A 14,474-nucleotide genomic window follows, 5' to 3' on the forward strand; every position below is an offset into this window, starting at 1 on the left:
GGGTCGGCCTTGAGCCGACCCGCCAATCTGCAGCAATGCTGAAGGTCGACGTATCCCGTTGATTCGGGTACACTCCGCGGCCTGACTGCTAGAGCAGCAGAATTGGGGCCGATTAGGATTCGACGCCGGTGATGAAACTCTAGGGGCATGCCGACTTGGTAACAGAAGTCGTAAATCCACTGTTGCAACTTTCTATAGTTGCCAATGACGAAACCTACGGGGAACAAGCTCTCGCTGCGTAAGCGGCGCTAGCCTTCCTTCTGGTAGCTTCGGCTCCAGCAATCATCAGGGGATGCCTGTAAACCCGAAATGATTGTCATACAGAACAGGATCGCCGTGCAGTACGCTGTGGACGAATCGGCTAAAACTTACACAGCTCGCCCAAAGCACCCTGCCCGTCGGGTCGCTGAGGGTTAACTTAATAGACACGGCTAAGCATGTAGGCCCGAAAGCGGAGTACTGGCGGACGGGGGTTCAAATCCCCCCGGCTCCACCATTTCATCATCTAAAGACGTCCACGGACGTCTTTTTTTGTGCCTGAAATCCAGTAAATACGGGGCTTTCAGCGCCATCAGCGTCCACGGACGTCCAAGAGCAGCCACGCTTTATGGCATTCCAAATGGCATTCCAAGCCCATAAGTGCTAATTTTTGGAATGCCAAATCCCATCCTGGAATGCCAATGTGCGCACAAGCTACTCGCCTCTCTGAGCTCAAAATTAAATCTGCCAAGCCTTCTGAGAAGGACTACGTCCTGTTTGACGGTGGCGGCCTTCAAATGCGAGTGAGAAGCAATGGCTCTAAGCTATGGAACTTCAATTATCGACACCCCGTGACGAAGAAGCGGATCAACATGGGCTTAGGTACCTTCCCTGAAGTCTCGTTGGCGCAGGCACGAAAGGGTTCCATTGCAGCAAGGGAAGTACTTGCCCAAGGCCTCGATCCTAAAGAGCAACGAGATGTAGAGCTGCAAGCAAAGCAAGCTGAAACTGAGCACACATTTCAGAATGTTGCGACGTCCTGGTATGAACTGAAGAAGGATGCAGTGACACCAGCTTATGCGGAGGACATCTGGCGCTCGTTGACGTTGCACGTTTTCCCGGATTTGGGCACCACACCGATCTCTGCCATCAGCGCACCACAAGTCATCAACCTGCTTCGGCCACTCGAAACCAAAGGCAGTCTTGAAACAGTTAAACGGCTATCACAGCGACTCAACGAAATCATGACCTACGGAGTCAACTCGGGACTGATTCACGCAAACCCGCTTAGTGGGATTCGATCCGTCTTCAAGAAGCCGAAAAAGAAGAATATGGCGGCACTTGCTCCCGATGAGCTGAAAGAACTCATGGTGGCAATTGCCAATGCCAGCATAAAAAGGACCACTCGCTGCCTTATCGAATGGCAGCTCAACACCATGACCCGCCCAGCAGAGGCAGCCACCACTCGCTGGGAGGACATCGACTTAGAGAAGAAGATTTGGACGATTCCTGCTGAGCGCATGAAGAAGCGTCGTATACATATCGTGCCGCTCACAGATCAAGCACTGGCACTGCTGGAGGCAATCAAACCCTACAGCGGACACAGAGAGTATGTTTTTCCTGCAGACCGTGACCCTCGAACCCATTGCAACAGCCAGACCGCTAACATGGCGCTAAAGCGCATGGGCTTCGAAGGTCGGTTGGTAAGCCATGGCATGCGCTCAATGGCTAGCACTATTCTAAACGAACACGGTTGGGATCCTGAGTTGATTGAAGTAGCGCTCGCCCACGTGGACAACAACGAAGTGCGAAGCGCTTACAACCGAGCGGAATACATCGAGCGCAGACGACCGATGATGGCTTGGTGGAGCGAGCACATCCAGGAAGCTTCTACCGGCAACCTGTCAGTGTCAGCAATCACGGAAAATCGAGATAAGAAAGTCGTTTCAATACGATAAACAACTGGCTATATCCCCTGACGGATTTTTGGATACAACCTTGCCAAAGGCGGTTTAGGCTAGTCATCACCTACCCGCACCGTCCCGACGCTCGATTCCGCCGACGCGTCGGGACGGATTTCGCCCGATTCCTTCACCTTAGGCTTTCGGCGTGAGCGCTCCGTCGAGCTTGATCACGGTATCGAGCATATGCTTTACCACCGCAGCATCAAACTCTTCCTCTTGATCCTCTTCGTGTGTCCCCTTGTTCAGGTAGTTCCACTCGATCCTGTTCTTTTCTCCCTGCCCCAGAATCTCGGCAAGATGTGGCAGAACGTCTTGGAAAACCGTCACGTCCTTCCTTTCCAAGAATTTGTTCAATCCAGTCGCCAAACTCATGAGGTCGGGCAAACCAGGCCCCCTCATTCCCACGCTGATCTGGGCGGAAAGATCCTTGCTCGCGATCTTCTTCCAAAGCCGATTGAGCAGCTCCTCGAATGACTTTCGGATGTAGCTCAGCGAATCCCGCGTCCTCCCCTCTTCGAAACTTTTCGAGGCGACCGTGAGGTAATGTCGTGGCGAGTCAAGTTTCACGGTAATTTTTTTCGCTAATAACGGCTGTAGGAAATCTATGCGGGTTACCGTTTCTTTGTACGCATTCATCGGCACGGCGTTCTCGAGACGCTTTACGAAGTCTTCTCCGTGAGTCGTGATTACGAGCTGACGCTTGCCAATCTCTTCCGGATTAAGGATGAGATCGATGATCGCGCCCCGATGTTCGTCGTCGATGGAGTTCACCACGTCATCGAAAATGAGGAACGGCAAATCGTCACGTGTCATTTTCGCCAACAGGATTGCCAATCCCAAACAACGGATGTGGCCCTCGCTCAGGACTTGGAGCGCGTCACACTCTCCGCCAGTTTCAAACTCGATCAAAATTTTCCCGCCAGCTCCCGTGGGCAATGTCAGGGATTTCAGCTTGTCGGAAAGGTGGTCGTTCTTGTTAATCTCGTTGTAGAACCGGAGCGTTTTCTCATTCAGATCTTTCGCAAGGGAAAGTGGAAGTGACGAGTTGTAATCCAGGAGCTTCTTGCGGAACGTAGCGTATGCGATGCAGTAGTCGCGGTTCCTCGTGACCCCCGGTGGACTTGCCCCTACCAGACCGGACACCAACTCCCCGTTAAATTGATGCTGCTGCCAAACGCCTAAACTCTCTCGGCGACCGATATTTCAAGGCGCTGTGCGGATGCTGCTCGTTGTAATGCTCGAAGGCAATCGTCAGATTGCGCAGCGCGGTTTCTCGATTCGGTTTGGGCATGTGCGCCACGTAATCACGCTTGATCGTCTTCACAAAGCTCTCTGCCATGCCGTTACTTTGCGGGCTGCGTACCGGTGTGGTCACCGGCTGCAAGCCGATCTGGCGAGCAAACAGACGCGTCTGCTCGGCGATATAAGCCGAGCCGTTATCGCTCAACCACTGCACCGGCGTGCTCGGTAGTTGATCCCCAAATCGCTTCTCCACGCTTTCCAACATCAAGTCTCGGATGTCGTCACCGCTGTAGCCCGTCGGGCTGGCGACCCAGCCTATGGCTTCGCGGTCACAGCAGTCCAGGGCAAAAGTCACGCTCAACTTCGCACCGTCGTCGCAGCGAAATTCGAAGCCGTCCGAGCACCAGCGCGTATCGCTGGTAGTAACGGCAATTCGGCCTTCATGCCGGCGCTGAACGCCAGGCTGCTTGATGCGGCGTTCTAGCAGCAGATTGTGATCGCGCATGACGCGGTAAACCCGCTTCACATTGATCGGAGCCAGTGACTGAACTTCACGCTCGCGGCGCAGCAACCCCCAAACACGGCGGTAGCCATAGCTTGGTAACTCGCTGACCTGCTCCTTGATCTCGGCGACCAACTCCGTATCGTTCACGAGCCGACGTCGCCGTACTTTGGGCGATACCGATTGCTTGATCCGAACCGTTAATTGCGAGCGCGACACACCGAGACATTCGCTGACCAGTTTCACTGGTCGTCCCCCGGCAACAAGGGTGAGTGCGCAATCCATTTTCGCGACCGGGCGATCTCCACGGCCTCTTTGAGGACTTCGGCCTCCATCGTTTTCTTGCCCAGCATTCGCTGTAACTCTCGGATCTGCTTGAGCGCATCGCTCAGTTCCGACGCCGGTACCACGGCCTCGCCAGCACTGACCGCCGACAAGCTTCCGTCCTGGTACAGCTTGCGCCACAGGAACAGCTGGTTGGCGTTGATACCGTTGCGCCGGGCCACCACGGATACGCTTTGCCCCGGTTCAAGACTCTCGCGAACCATGGCCAGCTTTTGGTCGGTGCTCCAGCGGCGTCGGCGTTCCTGGCCGAGCAGCTCGCCACCCTTATCGTTGCTGTTAGTCATAAACATACCCGTTTGCCTATCCCTTATCTTAAGGGGGGAACGGTGTCCTGTCTTTCATGGGGCTCGTTCACCCGGGACTTCAGCCTCAACTTCTTTGATGAGGGTCTCGTTATCGGTGTTGAATTTGGCTATCGCCTGTTGCGCATCATTCTCACTCTTGGTATTTGCGTTACGGATCGTCGAGATGGAGACGATCTCTTCGAGGTCCTTGGCGATGGACGCGTTTTCATCATCGAGTTTCTTGATGGCAACTTTTGATTCGGTTACTGCTTGGTTGTGGAGCGTGATCGCTGCTTCCAATTCCTGCATGAGCTCTTGCGCCGCCACCACATCGATGAGAAATTCTTGGACGGTCTCCAATTCCTTGGCTCTAGAGCCCTCTGCGCATAGCTCCTCAACATGGCTCTTTCGCTCGTAGTCAATGGCGACGGCCGTCACTTGAAGCTTGCCTAATCGCGCTTGCAATCCCTCCCAGCCCTGTTTGAAAGCTTCCAATATTTCAGCAATACGTGCCTCCTTCTTCAGTGCGTCGTCAAATTGGGTAAGCTTTTCCGCCGCATGGCCATAGGGATCCACCGGAACGACGAGCTGCCCATCCACGTAGAGTTCCGAAGCGCAGGCGGGGCAAGCGTTCCCGAATTGCTCCCGGTTTTTGAGAATGGCGGCGTAGAGATCTCGAAGGGAAAGCTGGTCTTTATATTGGCTCAGGTGCGCGGTGGCCTCCGCTCTTTCGTCAAGTAGCCCGAGCAAGCCCTGGACATCGCCGAATAGAACATCAATTCCCGGATTCTCCACAGACTTTAAATTCTGTAGTCGACCGATCTCGGTGTTGTTCGCCTTCAGTTTTCCGCCATTTCCGTCCTGGCCAGACAATTGGACTTTGATGTCCGCGTCGGTTTTGCATTCCGGGAATTTAGCAAGCATCGCGGCGAAGCGCGTTTCGGCGTCCTTTTCCTTTGCTGACAATCCCTTGAGGATTTCCTGATGACCGGCAATTCCCTTCGCTAGCTCGGCGAACTCACTCCCTTTCTTGCCGACACAATCCAAATATCCCTCGATACTTTCGTTGAACTGCGTAGCGAAAGCGTTGAACTCCTCAAGACCGAATAACGCTGCCAGCCTAGCCTGCTGGGCAGCTGGCGTATTCGCCGCCACCCGAGCGAACCCGTCGATCCGGTTCTTCTCGATGAAACAGAATTCGTAACGATTCGAGTCCGCCTCTACACTCACGGCCTTAGCGTTGGCTGTGTCTCCGAAAAGTTGAAGTTTCCCCGGCTTCTTCGATACAGCGTTCTTAACATACTCGGCAACAGGGATTCGCTTGGATTCGGCTTCGTGGATCGATCCGAGCAGGCCATACTCGAGAGCCTCACACAGGCTTGACTTCCCCGTCCCGTTCGGACCGTACACGAAAGTGTAGGGGTTCTTAAACTCGAAAGTATGCTCGTCAGAAAAGCCCCGGAAATGCTCGACGGTCAATTTGGACAGTCGAACTATTCCATCCTTGCCAGTGTTCGCCGCTTCGGTTTCGATCTTGAGTTCCGGAGACGCAGCGTCCCCGTTCTCAACAATCATTTTCGCCAAAACTTTCCCGCGTTTCCCTCCTGCCGACGAGGAATCCTCGACATCCGAGAAACGATCCAGCATCAAATTGGCAAGCTGCTTTTCTTTAGCGGTCAAGTTAGGACCGGCTTTCGCTAGGAAACGTTTGAACTCGGATAGGGTTTTGGTCATGTCACATCTACGTATGTTGATAATTCGACTCCGCGGACGGGGTCGTGCGGTGACGCTGAAATGGGTCTTTCCTACAACTGAGTATCCAACCAAACAGCCATTCGATTCAAAATTATCTCAGACCTACATCATTGCCATGACATCCCCACCACGGAGCTTCGATTCATGTCATTGCAGTGTCCTCGCTGTCATTCCCCCAAAGTCGCTTCTTTCCATCACGCTATGAAAATCGGCGCGGCCATCGGCACCGTTGGCGGTGCTGCGCGTGGCGTCAGCGCTGCGCTGGCTGGCGGCCAGGCTGGTGCGCTTATTGGTGCTATTGCTGGGCCTGTCGGTATCACACTCGGTTCGGTATCGGGTGCCATCCTCGGCGGGTTGGCCGGCGGTGTCGGCGGTTGTGCTCTCGGCGCCCAACTGGGTGAGTCGCTTGATCGCCACGTCCTGGCCCACAACCTCTGCTTGCTCTGCGGTCACCGTTTTAACCTGCCGGCTTGATCTGGCAGGGCCACACCTTTTCTATCCATATCGTCCGGACGGTGCTGCGCTGGGCGCGGCGCTTTATGCCGGCCTGCACCCAAAGGAATTTCAACCATGGCTCATCTCGTCGAAACTATGGCCTACGCTGGCGCAACTCCCTGGCATGGCCTGGGCAATCAGCTCACTCAGAAGCAACCCATCGAAGTTTGGCAACGCGAAGCCGGCATGGATTGGGCGATCCAGGAAAGCCACGTACTCTTCAAGTCAGAGACCGTCGGCCACCTGGGCGCGATCCATTCCTTCCCCGAGCAGAAGGTACTCTTCCGTTCGGACACCAAGGCACCGCTGTCGGTGGTTTCCCAGCGCTATCACACCGTGCAGCCTCGGGAAGTGTTGGAGTTCTACCGCGATCTGACTGAGGTCTCTGGCTACGAGCTGGAAACCGCTGGCGTACTCAAGGGCGGCCGTAAGTTCTGGGCACTGGCGCGTACCGGTCAGGGCGCAGCGATAAAGGGTAATGACCAGGTCAACGGCTACCTGCTGCTGGCCACGTCCTGCGACGGCACCTTGGCCACCACGGCAACCCCGACCACAGTGCGCGTGGTATGCAACAACACCCTGACCATCGCCTTGGACGGCACCAGCCGCGCAATTAAGGTGCCACACAACACCCGCTTTGATTCAACGGTGGTGAAGAAACAGCTCGGCATCGCCGTCTCGCAGTGGGATGAGTTTATGTACCGCATGCGGGCCTTGTCTGAGCGCAAGGTGCAGTGGCATGAGGCGTTGGGTTTCTTTATGAACGTGCTATGCGAGACCAGTCCAACCGGCGCACTGCCGGAGGTACTGCCCAACGAACGCGCTCTGCGCAAGGTTCAGGAGCTGTACGAAGGTCGTGGTCGGGGCAGTCAGCTCGACTCGGCACGCGGCACCGCCTGGGGCCTGCTCAACTCCGTGACCGAGTTTGTCGACCACGAACGGCGGGCACGCAGCAACGAGTACCGCATGGACTCAGCCTGGTTCGGCCAGGGCGCGCAGATCAAACAACGTGCCCTGGAAACCGCCCTGCAACTGGTCGCTTGACCGCCCACATACTCACCCCATAACGCCCGATCAGCCTGATTGCTGATCGGGCGTTTCAATTTCCCCAAGGTGAAAGTTATGAAAGCCACTTCATTGAACCGCAGCACCGACAAGCCACGCCCCGCGCTGCGCCTAATCAGTACCAAGGAATTACCGCGTGAAGATTGGCTGGTCGTGCGTAAGCAGGGCATCGGTAGTTCGGATGCAGGCGCGGCCGTTGGCCTCAATCCATATAAATCACAGCTAGAACTGTGGCTGGAGAAAACGGGGCGCGACACCACATTGCCGAAAGCCGACCCGCATGATGAAGAAAGCCCGATGTACTGGGGGAACGTGCTGGAGCCCATCGTGGCGTGGCACTACAGCAAGCGCACCACCAACAAGGTGCGGCGTATAAACGCGGTGCTGCAACACCCTGATCCTGAGCTGCCTTGGATGCTGGCCAACATCGATCGCGAGGTGATCGGTACCGACGATGTGCAGATTCTCGAATGCAAGACCGCCGGCATAAACGGCGCACGTCTCTGGAAGGACGGTGTTCCTGAGTATGTGCAATTACAAGTCATGCATCAGCTCGCCGTCACTGGTAAGCAGGCTGCGGATATAGCGGTATTGCTCGGCGGGCAAACGCTGGAGATCCACCGCATTGAACGGGACGAGCAGATGATTGCTCGTCTGATCGAACTGGAGCGCAGGTTCTGGCAGTACGTGGAAACCGATACACCACCACCTGCTGACGGATCAGCCTCGGCTGAACTGGCTTTACGCTGCTTGTACCCGGAGGACAACGGTCAGACCGTCGACTTCAGCGGCCATGCAGGATTGGCGGAGGCCTACTTAGAGCTCAAGGCCGTGCGCCAATCCATCGGCGAGAAAGAAACGCGCGAGGCCCAACTCAAGCAGCTGCTGCAGCAAGCCATGGGCGAGGCCACCCGAGCGGAGTTTTCCAGCGGATATATCAGCTGGAAGAAATCCAAGGGCAGCACCGTGCTCGATGTCGAACGCCTACTGAAAGAGAAACCTTACCTGCAGATTCGCTACGCCAAAGCCAAGGAAGGCAGTCGCCGCTTCCTGATCAACTGATTCCGCTATTCCTTACTTCCCTCCCCTTGGCCGGTCAACGCAGTTTGCGCTGTGTGGCAGGCCTTTTTTTCATTTCCAGGAGAACCATCATGTTGAAAGGCTTAACCCTGACGCCCCCTTTGCTCGGACGCATCTCCATCGGCAAAGTCATCGAGAAAAACGGCAAACGCCTGCCGGAGAAAGATGATCAGTTCACCATCACGTCCCAGGTGCAAAGCAGGGATGGCTGGCTGCTACACCCACTCAACGACGAACTGCGCCAGAGTAAGGAAGACAAGCTGCGCAGCATTCCTGTACGCCTATTGTTCAACGAACCGGAACTGAATTTCCGGGCCGACTACACCCTGTTCGACCGGCAGTCTGGCAGGCCGTTGTGTATCGGCAACGGTGAGAACTGCAAGCGGGTTACGCAGGACGGTATGCAGTCGTTGCCATGTCCTTCACCGGATGCTTGTCCATTGGCTAAAGGCGGCGCATGTAAGCCCTATGGCCGACTGAATGTGCTGATTGGGGATGATGATCCGCTAGGCAGCTTCGTGTTTCGTACCACCGGTTTCAACAGCATCCGCACCCTAGCGGCTCGCCTGCAGTACTTCAAAGCTATTTCCGGTAATCGATTGGCCTGCCTGCCGCTGGAGTTGCGTCTACGGGGCAAGTCAACGCGGCAAAGCCATGGAGCGCCGATCTTCTACGTCGATCTCACAGTGCGCAGCGGTATGGACATGGCCGAGGCACTGCAATCTGCGAATGAGCTGGATGCGCAACGACAGGCGGCTGGCTTTGATCAGACAGCCCTAGATGAAGCCGCGCAACGTGGCTTTAGCAATGGTGCCTTTGAGGACAACGAAGAAGACGCCGGTGCAGTGATTGAAGAGTTTTACCCCACCGAAGAAATTCCATGTTCAACCACAAGTATTTCCCCGCGCTCTACGAAAGCCAGCCTATTCGAGAAGCTGGACACGCAAGCCAAGCGCCACACCCCATCGACAGATAACCATCAAGGAACCCCACATGCGCCTACACAAGCTGAAGGCCAGTGAATCTACTGGTACCTACCAAATCGAGTCACCAGTCAGTGAAACCGACATTCTGCTAATGGCCCGGCAATTGGCAAACCTACGTCTGCGCCGAGGACGGGCATTAACTTCGCCGAAGGACGTGTTCAGCCACCTGCAAGCGCTGCTGGGCGATTACGAGCATGAGGTATTCGCCTTGCTCCTACTTGATAACCGGCACCGAGTAATCGTCTTTCACGAACTGTTCAGGGGCACGTTGGACGGTGCCACCGTCTATCCCCGCGAGGTCGTCAAGACCGCCCTAGAGCACAACGCTGCAGCAACTGTATTGGTACACAACCACCCTTCCGGTGATCCAGAACCTAGCCAAGCAGACCTCACCCTGACCCACAAACTACAGGAGGCCTTGAACCTGGTTGGGGTGCGAACGCTGGATCATATCGTGGTAGGTCACGAGAGCTGCGTATCGCTGGCGGAGCAGGGCTATCTATGAGGAGAACACGAAGATGAAGCTACTACGCATGTTTGCGGCCATGCTCATGTTCACCGGCATTCTTGCAGGCTGCTTGGCCATCCTACTGCTGGTGTTTCTGATGGTGCGGTTTCCGCCACTGCTGATCGCAGTACTGCTGGCGTGTTGGATGTTCTGCCGTCTCTTGAAGGCATTGGCATCCAAATCAGCAGCGGCAGACGCCACCACGGCAGCACCGAAATAACCCTACTTGTGAGCCTCAGGCATGCACTAGCGCCTCAACTCAATAGGAAACATAACGATGAACAGACAGTGTCTGATCTGCGACTCCAGCGCCGTGCTGACGCGTGACGCCGCCAAAAGACTGACCGTGCTGATCGGGTTGCTCAATGGCGCAATCGAGGGCGCTCAACGTCCGCATGAAAGGATCGGCCAGTCCGCACTTCTCAGCGCGCTAAGGATGGTCTGAAGTAGTTGTGTATTTCTGGCTGACTTCAGCCCCTGCCGATTTTAAAAGCGGCAAATCGATCAAAAACGCTCAGATCACCCGCTTATTTCTGTGTTTTTAGCCGCCGCGAGCACCTCGCGGCAGCCATTTCCCACATTACAGGCGCACCTCTCCTGCATTCGCCAGTAAATGTCGGCGCGCCATCCACAGGTTCGACAGCGCGAACAGCGTCACCAGTTGCGCCGTGTTCTTCGCCAGACCACGGAAGCGCACCTTCACATAACCGAACTGGCGCTTGATCACCCGGAACGGATGCTCGACCTTGGCTCGTACCTGAGCCTTGGCCTTCTCAATCTTGCGCTTGGCTTTGTACAAAGCACTGCGCTTATCAAGCTTCTTGTAAGTACTACGGCGGGCGGCGATCTGCCAGATGACCTCCCGGCCTTCATGTTCAGGGCGTTTCTCGACGCCGGTGTAACCCGCGTCGGCACCGACCATGTTCTCATCGCCGTGCAGCAGCTTATCGACCTGGGTGACATCGGCCACGTTGGCCGCCGTGCCCACCACGCTGTGCACCAAGCCCGACTCATCATCGACACCGATGTGCGCCTTCATGCCGAAGTAGTACTGGTTACCCTTCTTGGTCTGATGCATTTCCGGGTCGCGCTTACCGTCCTTGTTCTTGGTCGAACTCGGCGCATTGATCAGCGTGGCATCGACGATCGTGCCTTGGCGCAGCGACAGCCCTCGGTCGCCCAGATAGCCATTGATGACAGCCAAGATGCCGGCGGCTAGTTCGTGCTTCTCCAGCAAACGACGGAAGTTGAGGATGGTGGTTTCATCGGGGATACGCTCCAAGCTCAGCCCCGCGAACTGGCGCAGGATGGTGGTCTCGTACAGCGCCTCTTCCATCGCTGGATCGCTGTAACCGAACCAGTTTTGCATCAGGTGCACGCGCAGCATCGCCATCAGCGGATAGGCCGGACGACCGCCTTCACCCTTGGGATAATGCGGCTCGATCAAGGCAATCAAACCCTTCCACGGCACCACCCGATCCATCTCGATCAGGAACAACTCTTTGCGGGTTTGTTTGCGCTTACCGGCGTACTCGGCGTCAGCGAAGGTCATCTGCTTCATGGGGAAACTCAGCGGGTGGAATCCGGGTATTTTGCCAAAATCTGGAAGTCTTCTTCAGAGTTTCCCTAGGGCCCCACATACCGCTGACCACCGCGAAGTCGTGGTAGTTGAGCGAGTTGGCGTGGAGGCGTACGGTGATTTCGCCACGCGCTGCGGCTCGGACTTCGCTGCTGCCAACCAAAACCTTTTCATAGCCGCCACCGGGTTGGACGAAGATAGTTTTGCTGCTCATAGGGGTTTCCTTATGTTTTCTAATTACGCGAAATAACGAAATGAAAATTTAAAAATTACAATTCGATGATCAGCCTAGCCGCAAAGTCATCAATAGCCTGCTCATTGCGCCGGTAGTAAGTCCACTTACCGATACGGGTGGTTAGCACGAAGCCTGCACGTTGCAAGATAGCTAAATGTGCAGACGCGGTAGAAGGTGAAAGCCCGGCCTTGTGCTGCAAGTGGGTTACGCACACTCCTATCGCAGGATCGCCGTGATCCTGAGGTGGGAAATTACTGAGTGGGTCTTTGAGCCACTCCATCATTAGCATGCGAGTGTCATTGCCCAAGGCTTTGAGCTGTTCGAGTATCATGGTTGGGAATGTTACGCTTTTTTACGAAATGCTCAATAAGTAATCTATTACCCTTCGGAAGGGTTTGAAATCAAAAAAACGCATCCAGCTGAATCGACCCTACGTTTATAGACGCATTGAATGACTGCTTGGACTACCCCGCTCGGCGTGTTGTCATCGTCTTAACGCAAATCGAGGTGAGTTAGAAGGCAGGCTCCAAACCAGCCCGTTAGAACAGACCTCCCGACGTAAGTTTTTACAACTCCAAAATTCCGAGGCTTTCCAATCTGTCGACCTCGCGCTTTGGCACTTTGTGTATCTGAGGAGTTCCTCGGTTACGAATCATCGACAGCTTATCCATCAGCTTGTCCACATAACGCCGACGGAAACTCTCCGTGTATCGGTAGTTCTGCTCTGCGTTTCTTAGGAGTGTTCATATTCGCCTCAAAGCTATCCACAAAAAACGGGGATACACCTGTGGATATTGGCCCGAACACTACGGAATACAGGGTGTGCAATGCAATGGTCAGTAACTGAGCAAGTTTTGTGTTCGGCTGAGCCTTGTTGGCGGTGATCTGCCCGTGATCAAAACTGTGCAGCAGTATTACTCTCAATCGCCTCTGCAGCTGTCAGAGTATTTCTCATCAAACAAGCAACGGTCATAGGACCAACGCCGCCAGGAACTGGAGTCATGGCCGCCGCGATGTCCTTGGCAGAGTCGAAATCGACATCACCGACTAAAACCGAAACTCCGTTTTTCTCGACCCTGTTGATGCCAACGTCAATGACCACTGCACCCGGCTTGATCGCCCTTGCATCAATAAATTCCGCCCGTCCAATCGCTACCACCAGGATGTCGGCCTGACGACATTCAGCGATGAGATCTCGCGTTCGGGAATGCACAATCGTGACTGTGCAGTTTTCCTGTAAGAGCAAATTCGCCATTGGCTTTCGGACGATGTTGGGCCTGCCGACAATTACCGCTTTTTTGCCGCTAAGGTCACCGATTTGATCCTTCAACATCATCAGGCATCCCAGAGGAGTGCAGGGAATCAGTTTGGCTTTCCCCTGGCCCAGCAGACCCACATTGATCGGATGGAAACCGTCGACATCCTTGGCGGGATTTATGGCCGCGATAACCTTCGATTCATCGATGTGGGCGGGCAGCGGAAGCTGCACCAATATCCCATGCACATAGCGGTCATTGTTCAGCTTGTCGATTAGCCTGAGCAGGTCTGCTTCGGACGTATCGCTTTCGAGCAGATGAGGGAAAGAGTCAATGCCGGACTCAAGCGCCTTCTTCATTTTGGTCTTCACGTAAACTTGGCTGGCAGGATCGCTCCCGACTAGTACGACAGCCAGCCCGGGGGCTCTGCCGCGCTTCACCGACGGCAACATTCTTGCGCAAGATTTCGGCAACCGCCTTTCCATCGATTATGGAGGCCTCTGCGTTGGGCGCGTTTTCCAAAGGTTGTGTAGTGGTCATTTCGTCCTACCCATTAGCGGTTATTCGCCGCGACAACATGAACATGGTCATAGCTGAAAAAGCGCTCCAGCGTCAACTACTCCAGGGTGGCAGGATGGCTCTTGCGGCACAGGCAGACGTAGCGATGGTGAAACAGGCGTTGTGGAAAAAAATCCGCTTGAAGGTGAGGCAGCAATCCGACTGCGGGTTGATCGCACTATCCTGAAGATCTTGGGCTGGGGTATCGGTGTTATTGCGCAGCGTACTGATCGAGCACCCCGGTGGATTTCTACCCCTCAAGTCGGGCCGGAATCGACCTGAAGAAAACGCTTGGCGATCTTTACGACGCTATGACTACGCAGTACTAAATCTGTCTACTTATGACGGCGGTAGGGATCCAGTTGCGGCGTACGCTGGAAAAGAAATCATCGACTCGGTCGGTGGTTGCTCGTAGGTTGAGGACAAAACAGCACTGAGTCGGTCGCCCAACAGGTTCCAGGCGTTTTTCTTCTCGGCGGCATAGTCGTGGTGCAAGTAATGGCGTCTCACCCGAGAGCCGGCCAGCACATGGTTTTGGCAGCGATCGATGACGTCCAGGCTGACACCCAAAGCCTGCATCATGGTCGCGCCCGTACGGCGCAGGTCATGCGGCGTCCAGTCGCCGTTTTGGCCGTCGGCAA

Annotated in this window: 13 protein-coding genes, 1 other RNA gene and 4 pseudogenes; 9 read left to right on the forward strand and 9 right to left on the reverse strand. The window is 55.1% G+C overall.

The genetic code is table 11. From position 1 onward, the window contains the following. Nucleotides 1-104: 104 nt before the first annotated feature. Together ssrA and ACRER8_RS18535 are read left to right on the forward strand one after the other, a co-directional pair. Nucleotides 105-496: a transfer-messenger RNA gene (ssrA, locus tag ACRER8_RS18530) on the forward strand. Between the two features lie 184 nt (nucleotides 497-680). Next, nucleotides 681-1,937, forward strand: coding sequence for an integrase domain-containing protein (locus ACRER8_RS18535; RefSeq protein WP_431747670.1), 1,257 nt, complete (start codon nucleotides 681-683; stop codon nucleotides 1,935-1,937). Between the two features lie 138 nt (nucleotides 1,938-2,075). Here the strand turns inward: ACRER8_RS18535 and ACRER8_RS18540 are convergent, their stop codons facing one another. From ACRER8_RS18540 to ACRER8_RS18550, 3 genes are all read right to left on the reverse strand, one after another. Continuing rightward, nucleotides 2,076-3,086: an AAA family ATPase gene (locus ACRER8_RS18540; RefSeq protein ID WP_431747671.1), complete on the reverse strand. Its 1,011-nt coding sequence runs from the start codon at nucleotides 3,084-3,086 to the stop codon at nucleotides 2,076-2,078. A gap of 10 nt (nucleotides 3,087-3,096) precedes the next feature. Continuing rightward, nucleotides 3,097-4,316 (reverse strand): IS3 family transposase gene (locus ACRER8_RS18545; RefSeq protein ID WP_197884037.1). Its coding sequence is split into 2 segments (ribosomal slippage): nucleotides 3,097-3,971 and nucleotides 3,971-4,316, totalling 1,221 coding nucleotides; the frame shifts between segments, so codons are not numbered across the junction. A 54-nt stretch (nucleotides 4,317-4,370) separates the two neighbouring features. After that, nucleotides 4,371-6,050, reverse strand: coding sequence for an AAA family ATPase (locus ACRER8_RS18550; protein WP_431747672.1), 1,680 nt, complete (start codon nucleotides 6,048-6,050; stop codon nucleotides 4,371-4,373). 222 nt (nucleotides 6,051-6,272) lie between these two features. Here ACRER8_RS18550 and ACRER8_RS18555 point away from each other — a divergent pair, with 222 nt between their 5' ends. The 7 genes from ACRER8_RS18555 to ACRER8_RS18585 all read left to right on the forward strand — a co-directional run bounded on the left by ACRER8_RS18555 (nucleotide 6,273) and on the right by ACRER8_RS18585 (nucleotide 10,650). Continuing rightward, nucleotides 6,273-6,545 (forward strand): hypothetical protein, encoded by a 273-nt coding sequence (locus tag ACRER8_RS18555; RefSeq protein ID WP_177333578.1) that lies wholly within the window; start codon nucleotides 6,273-6,275, stop codon nucleotides 6,543-6,545. 96 nt (nucleotides 6,546-6,641) lie between these two features. Then, nucleotides 6,642-7,610, forward strand: coding sequence for a DUF932 domain-containing protein (locus tag ACRER8_RS18560; protein WP_310169767.1), 969 nt, complete (start codon nucleotides 6,642-6,644; stop codon nucleotides 7,608-7,610). Nucleotides 7,611-7,688: 78 nt separating this feature from the next. Continuing rightward, entirely contained in the window at nucleotides 7,689-8,693 is a 1,005-nt protein-coding gene (locus ACRER8_RS18565) for a YqaJ viral recombinase family protein (protein WP_431747673.1), read from the forward strand. 89 nt (nucleotides 8,694-8,782) lie between these two features. Further along, the gene (locus tag ACRER8_RS18570; RefSeq protein WP_431747674.1) at nucleotides 8,783-9,733 is read left to right on the forward strand and encodes a hydrolase or metal-binding protein; all 951 of its coding nucleotides are present in this window, start codon (nucleotides 8,783-8,785) and stop codon (nucleotides 9,731-9,733) included. Then, complete coding sequence (gene radC / locus ACRER8_RS18575; RefSeq protein ID WP_431747675.1) at nucleotides 9,705-10,202, forward strand: RadC family protein; 498 nt, start codon at nucleotides 9,705-9,707, stop codon at nucleotides 10,200-10,202. Before ACRER8_RS18570 ends, radC begins: the two co-directional genes overlap by 29 nt. A gap of 13 nt (nucleotides 10,203-10,215) precedes the next feature. Next, nucleotides 10,216-10,425: a hypothetical protein gene (locus tag ACRER8_RS18580; RefSeq protein WP_431747676.1), complete on the forward strand. Its 210-nt coding sequence runs from the start codon at nucleotides 10,216-10,218 to the stop codon at nucleotides 10,423-10,425. 57 nt (nucleotides 10,426-10,482) lie between these two features. After that, nucleotides 10,483-10,650, forward strand: a complete 168-nt coding sequence (locus tag ACRER8_RS18585; RefSeq protein ID WP_431747677.1) for a hypothetical protein — start codon at nucleotides 10,483-10,485, stop codon at nucleotides 10,648-10,650. 135 nt (nucleotides 10,651-10,785) lie between these two features. Here ACRER8_RS18585 and ACRER8_RS18590 read toward each other — a convergent pair whose 3' ends face one another. The 6 genes and pseudogenes from ACRER8_RS18590 to ACRER8_RS18615 all read right to left on the reverse strand — a co-directional run. Continuing rightward, nucleotides 10,786-11,766: an IS5-like element ISPre1 family transposase gene (locus ACRER8_RS18590; protein ID WP_021703206.1), complete on the reverse strand. Its 981-nt coding sequence runs from the start codon at nucleotides 11,764-11,766 to the stop codon at nucleotides 10,786-10,788. Nucleotides 11,767-11,827: 61 nt separating this feature from the next. Then, nucleotides 11,828-11,998, reverse strand: a pseudogene (locus ACRER8_RS18595) (NAD(P)-dependent alcohol dehydrogenase); the annotation flags it as partial. A gap of 55 nt (nucleotides 11,999-12,053) precedes the next feature. Beyond that, a complete protein-coding gene (locus tag ACRER8_RS18600; protein WP_099168544.1) occupies nucleotides 12,054-12,350 on the reverse strand; it encodes an ArsR/SmtB family transcription factor in 297 nt (98 codons plus the stop codon). 564 nt (nucleotides 12,351-12,914) lie between these two features. Then, a pseudogene (locus tag ACRER8_RS18605) lies at nucleotides 12,915-13,815 on the reverse strand (bifunctional 5,10-methylenetetrahydrofolate dehydrogenase/5,10-methenyltetrahydrofolate cyclohydrolase). Between the two features lie 79 nt (nucleotides 13,816-13,894). Continuing rightward, nucleotides 13,895-14,079 (reverse strand): annotated as a pseudogene (locus ACRER8_RS18610) (LysR family transcriptional regulator); the annotation flags it as partial. Between the two features lie 93 nt (nucleotides 14,080-14,172). Next, nucleotides 14,173-14,474, reverse strand: a pseudogene (locus ACRER8_RS18615) (site-specific integrase); the annotation flags it as partial.

The organism is Pseudomonas sp. (assembly GCF_050739935.1).
Lineage (GTDB): Bacteria > Pseudomonadota > Gammaproteobacteria > Pseudomonadales > Pseudomonadaceae > Aquipseudomonas.

Bases quoted from the DNA above. Each gene is read 5' to 3' on its own strand.
- ACRER8_RS18535 (WP_431747670.1), top strand. From the start codon at position 681: ATGTGCGCACAAGCTACTCGCCTCTCTGAGCTCAAAATTAAATCTGCC.
- ACRER8_RS18550 (WP_431747672.1), bottom strand. From the start codon at position 6,050: ATGACCAAAACCCTATCCGAGTTCAAACGTTTCCTAGCGAAAGCCGGT.
- ACRER8_RS18555 (WP_177333578.1), top strand. From the start codon at position 6,273: ATGAAAATCGGCGCGGCCATCGGCACCGTTGGCGGTGCTGCGCGTGGC.
- ACRER8_RS18560 (WP_310169767.1), top strand. From the start codon at position 6,642: ATGGCTCATCTCGTCGAAACTATGGCCTACGCTGGCGCAACTCCCTGG.
- ACRER8_RS18565 (WP_431747673.1), top strand. From the start codon at position 7,689: ATGAAAGCCACTTCATTGAACCGCAGCACCGACAAGCCACGCCCCGCG.
- ACRER8_RS18570 (WP_431747674.1), top strand. From the start codon at position 8,783: ATGTTGAAAGGCTTAACCCTGACGCCCCCTTTGCTCGGACGCATCTCC.
- radC (WP_431747675.1), top strand. From the start codon at position 9,705: ATGCGCCTACACAAGCTGAAGGCCAGTGAATCTACTGGTACCTACCAA.
- ACRER8_RS18580 (WP_431747676.1), top strand. From the start codon at position 10,216: ATGAAGCTACTACGCATGTTTGCGGCCATGCTCATGTTCACCGGCATT.
- ACRER8_RS18585 (WP_431747677.1), top strand. From the start codon at position 10,483: ATGAACAGACAGTGTCTGATCTGCGACTCCAGCGCCGTGCTGACGCGT.
- ACRER8_RS18590 (WP_021703206.1), bottom strand. From the start codon at position 11,766: ATGAAGCAGATGACCTTCGCTGACGCCGAGTACGCCGGTAAGCGCAAA.
- ACRER8_RS18600 (WP_099168544.1), bottom strand. From the start codon at position 12,350: ATGATACTCGAACAGCTCAAAGCCTTGGGCAATGACACTCGCATGCTA.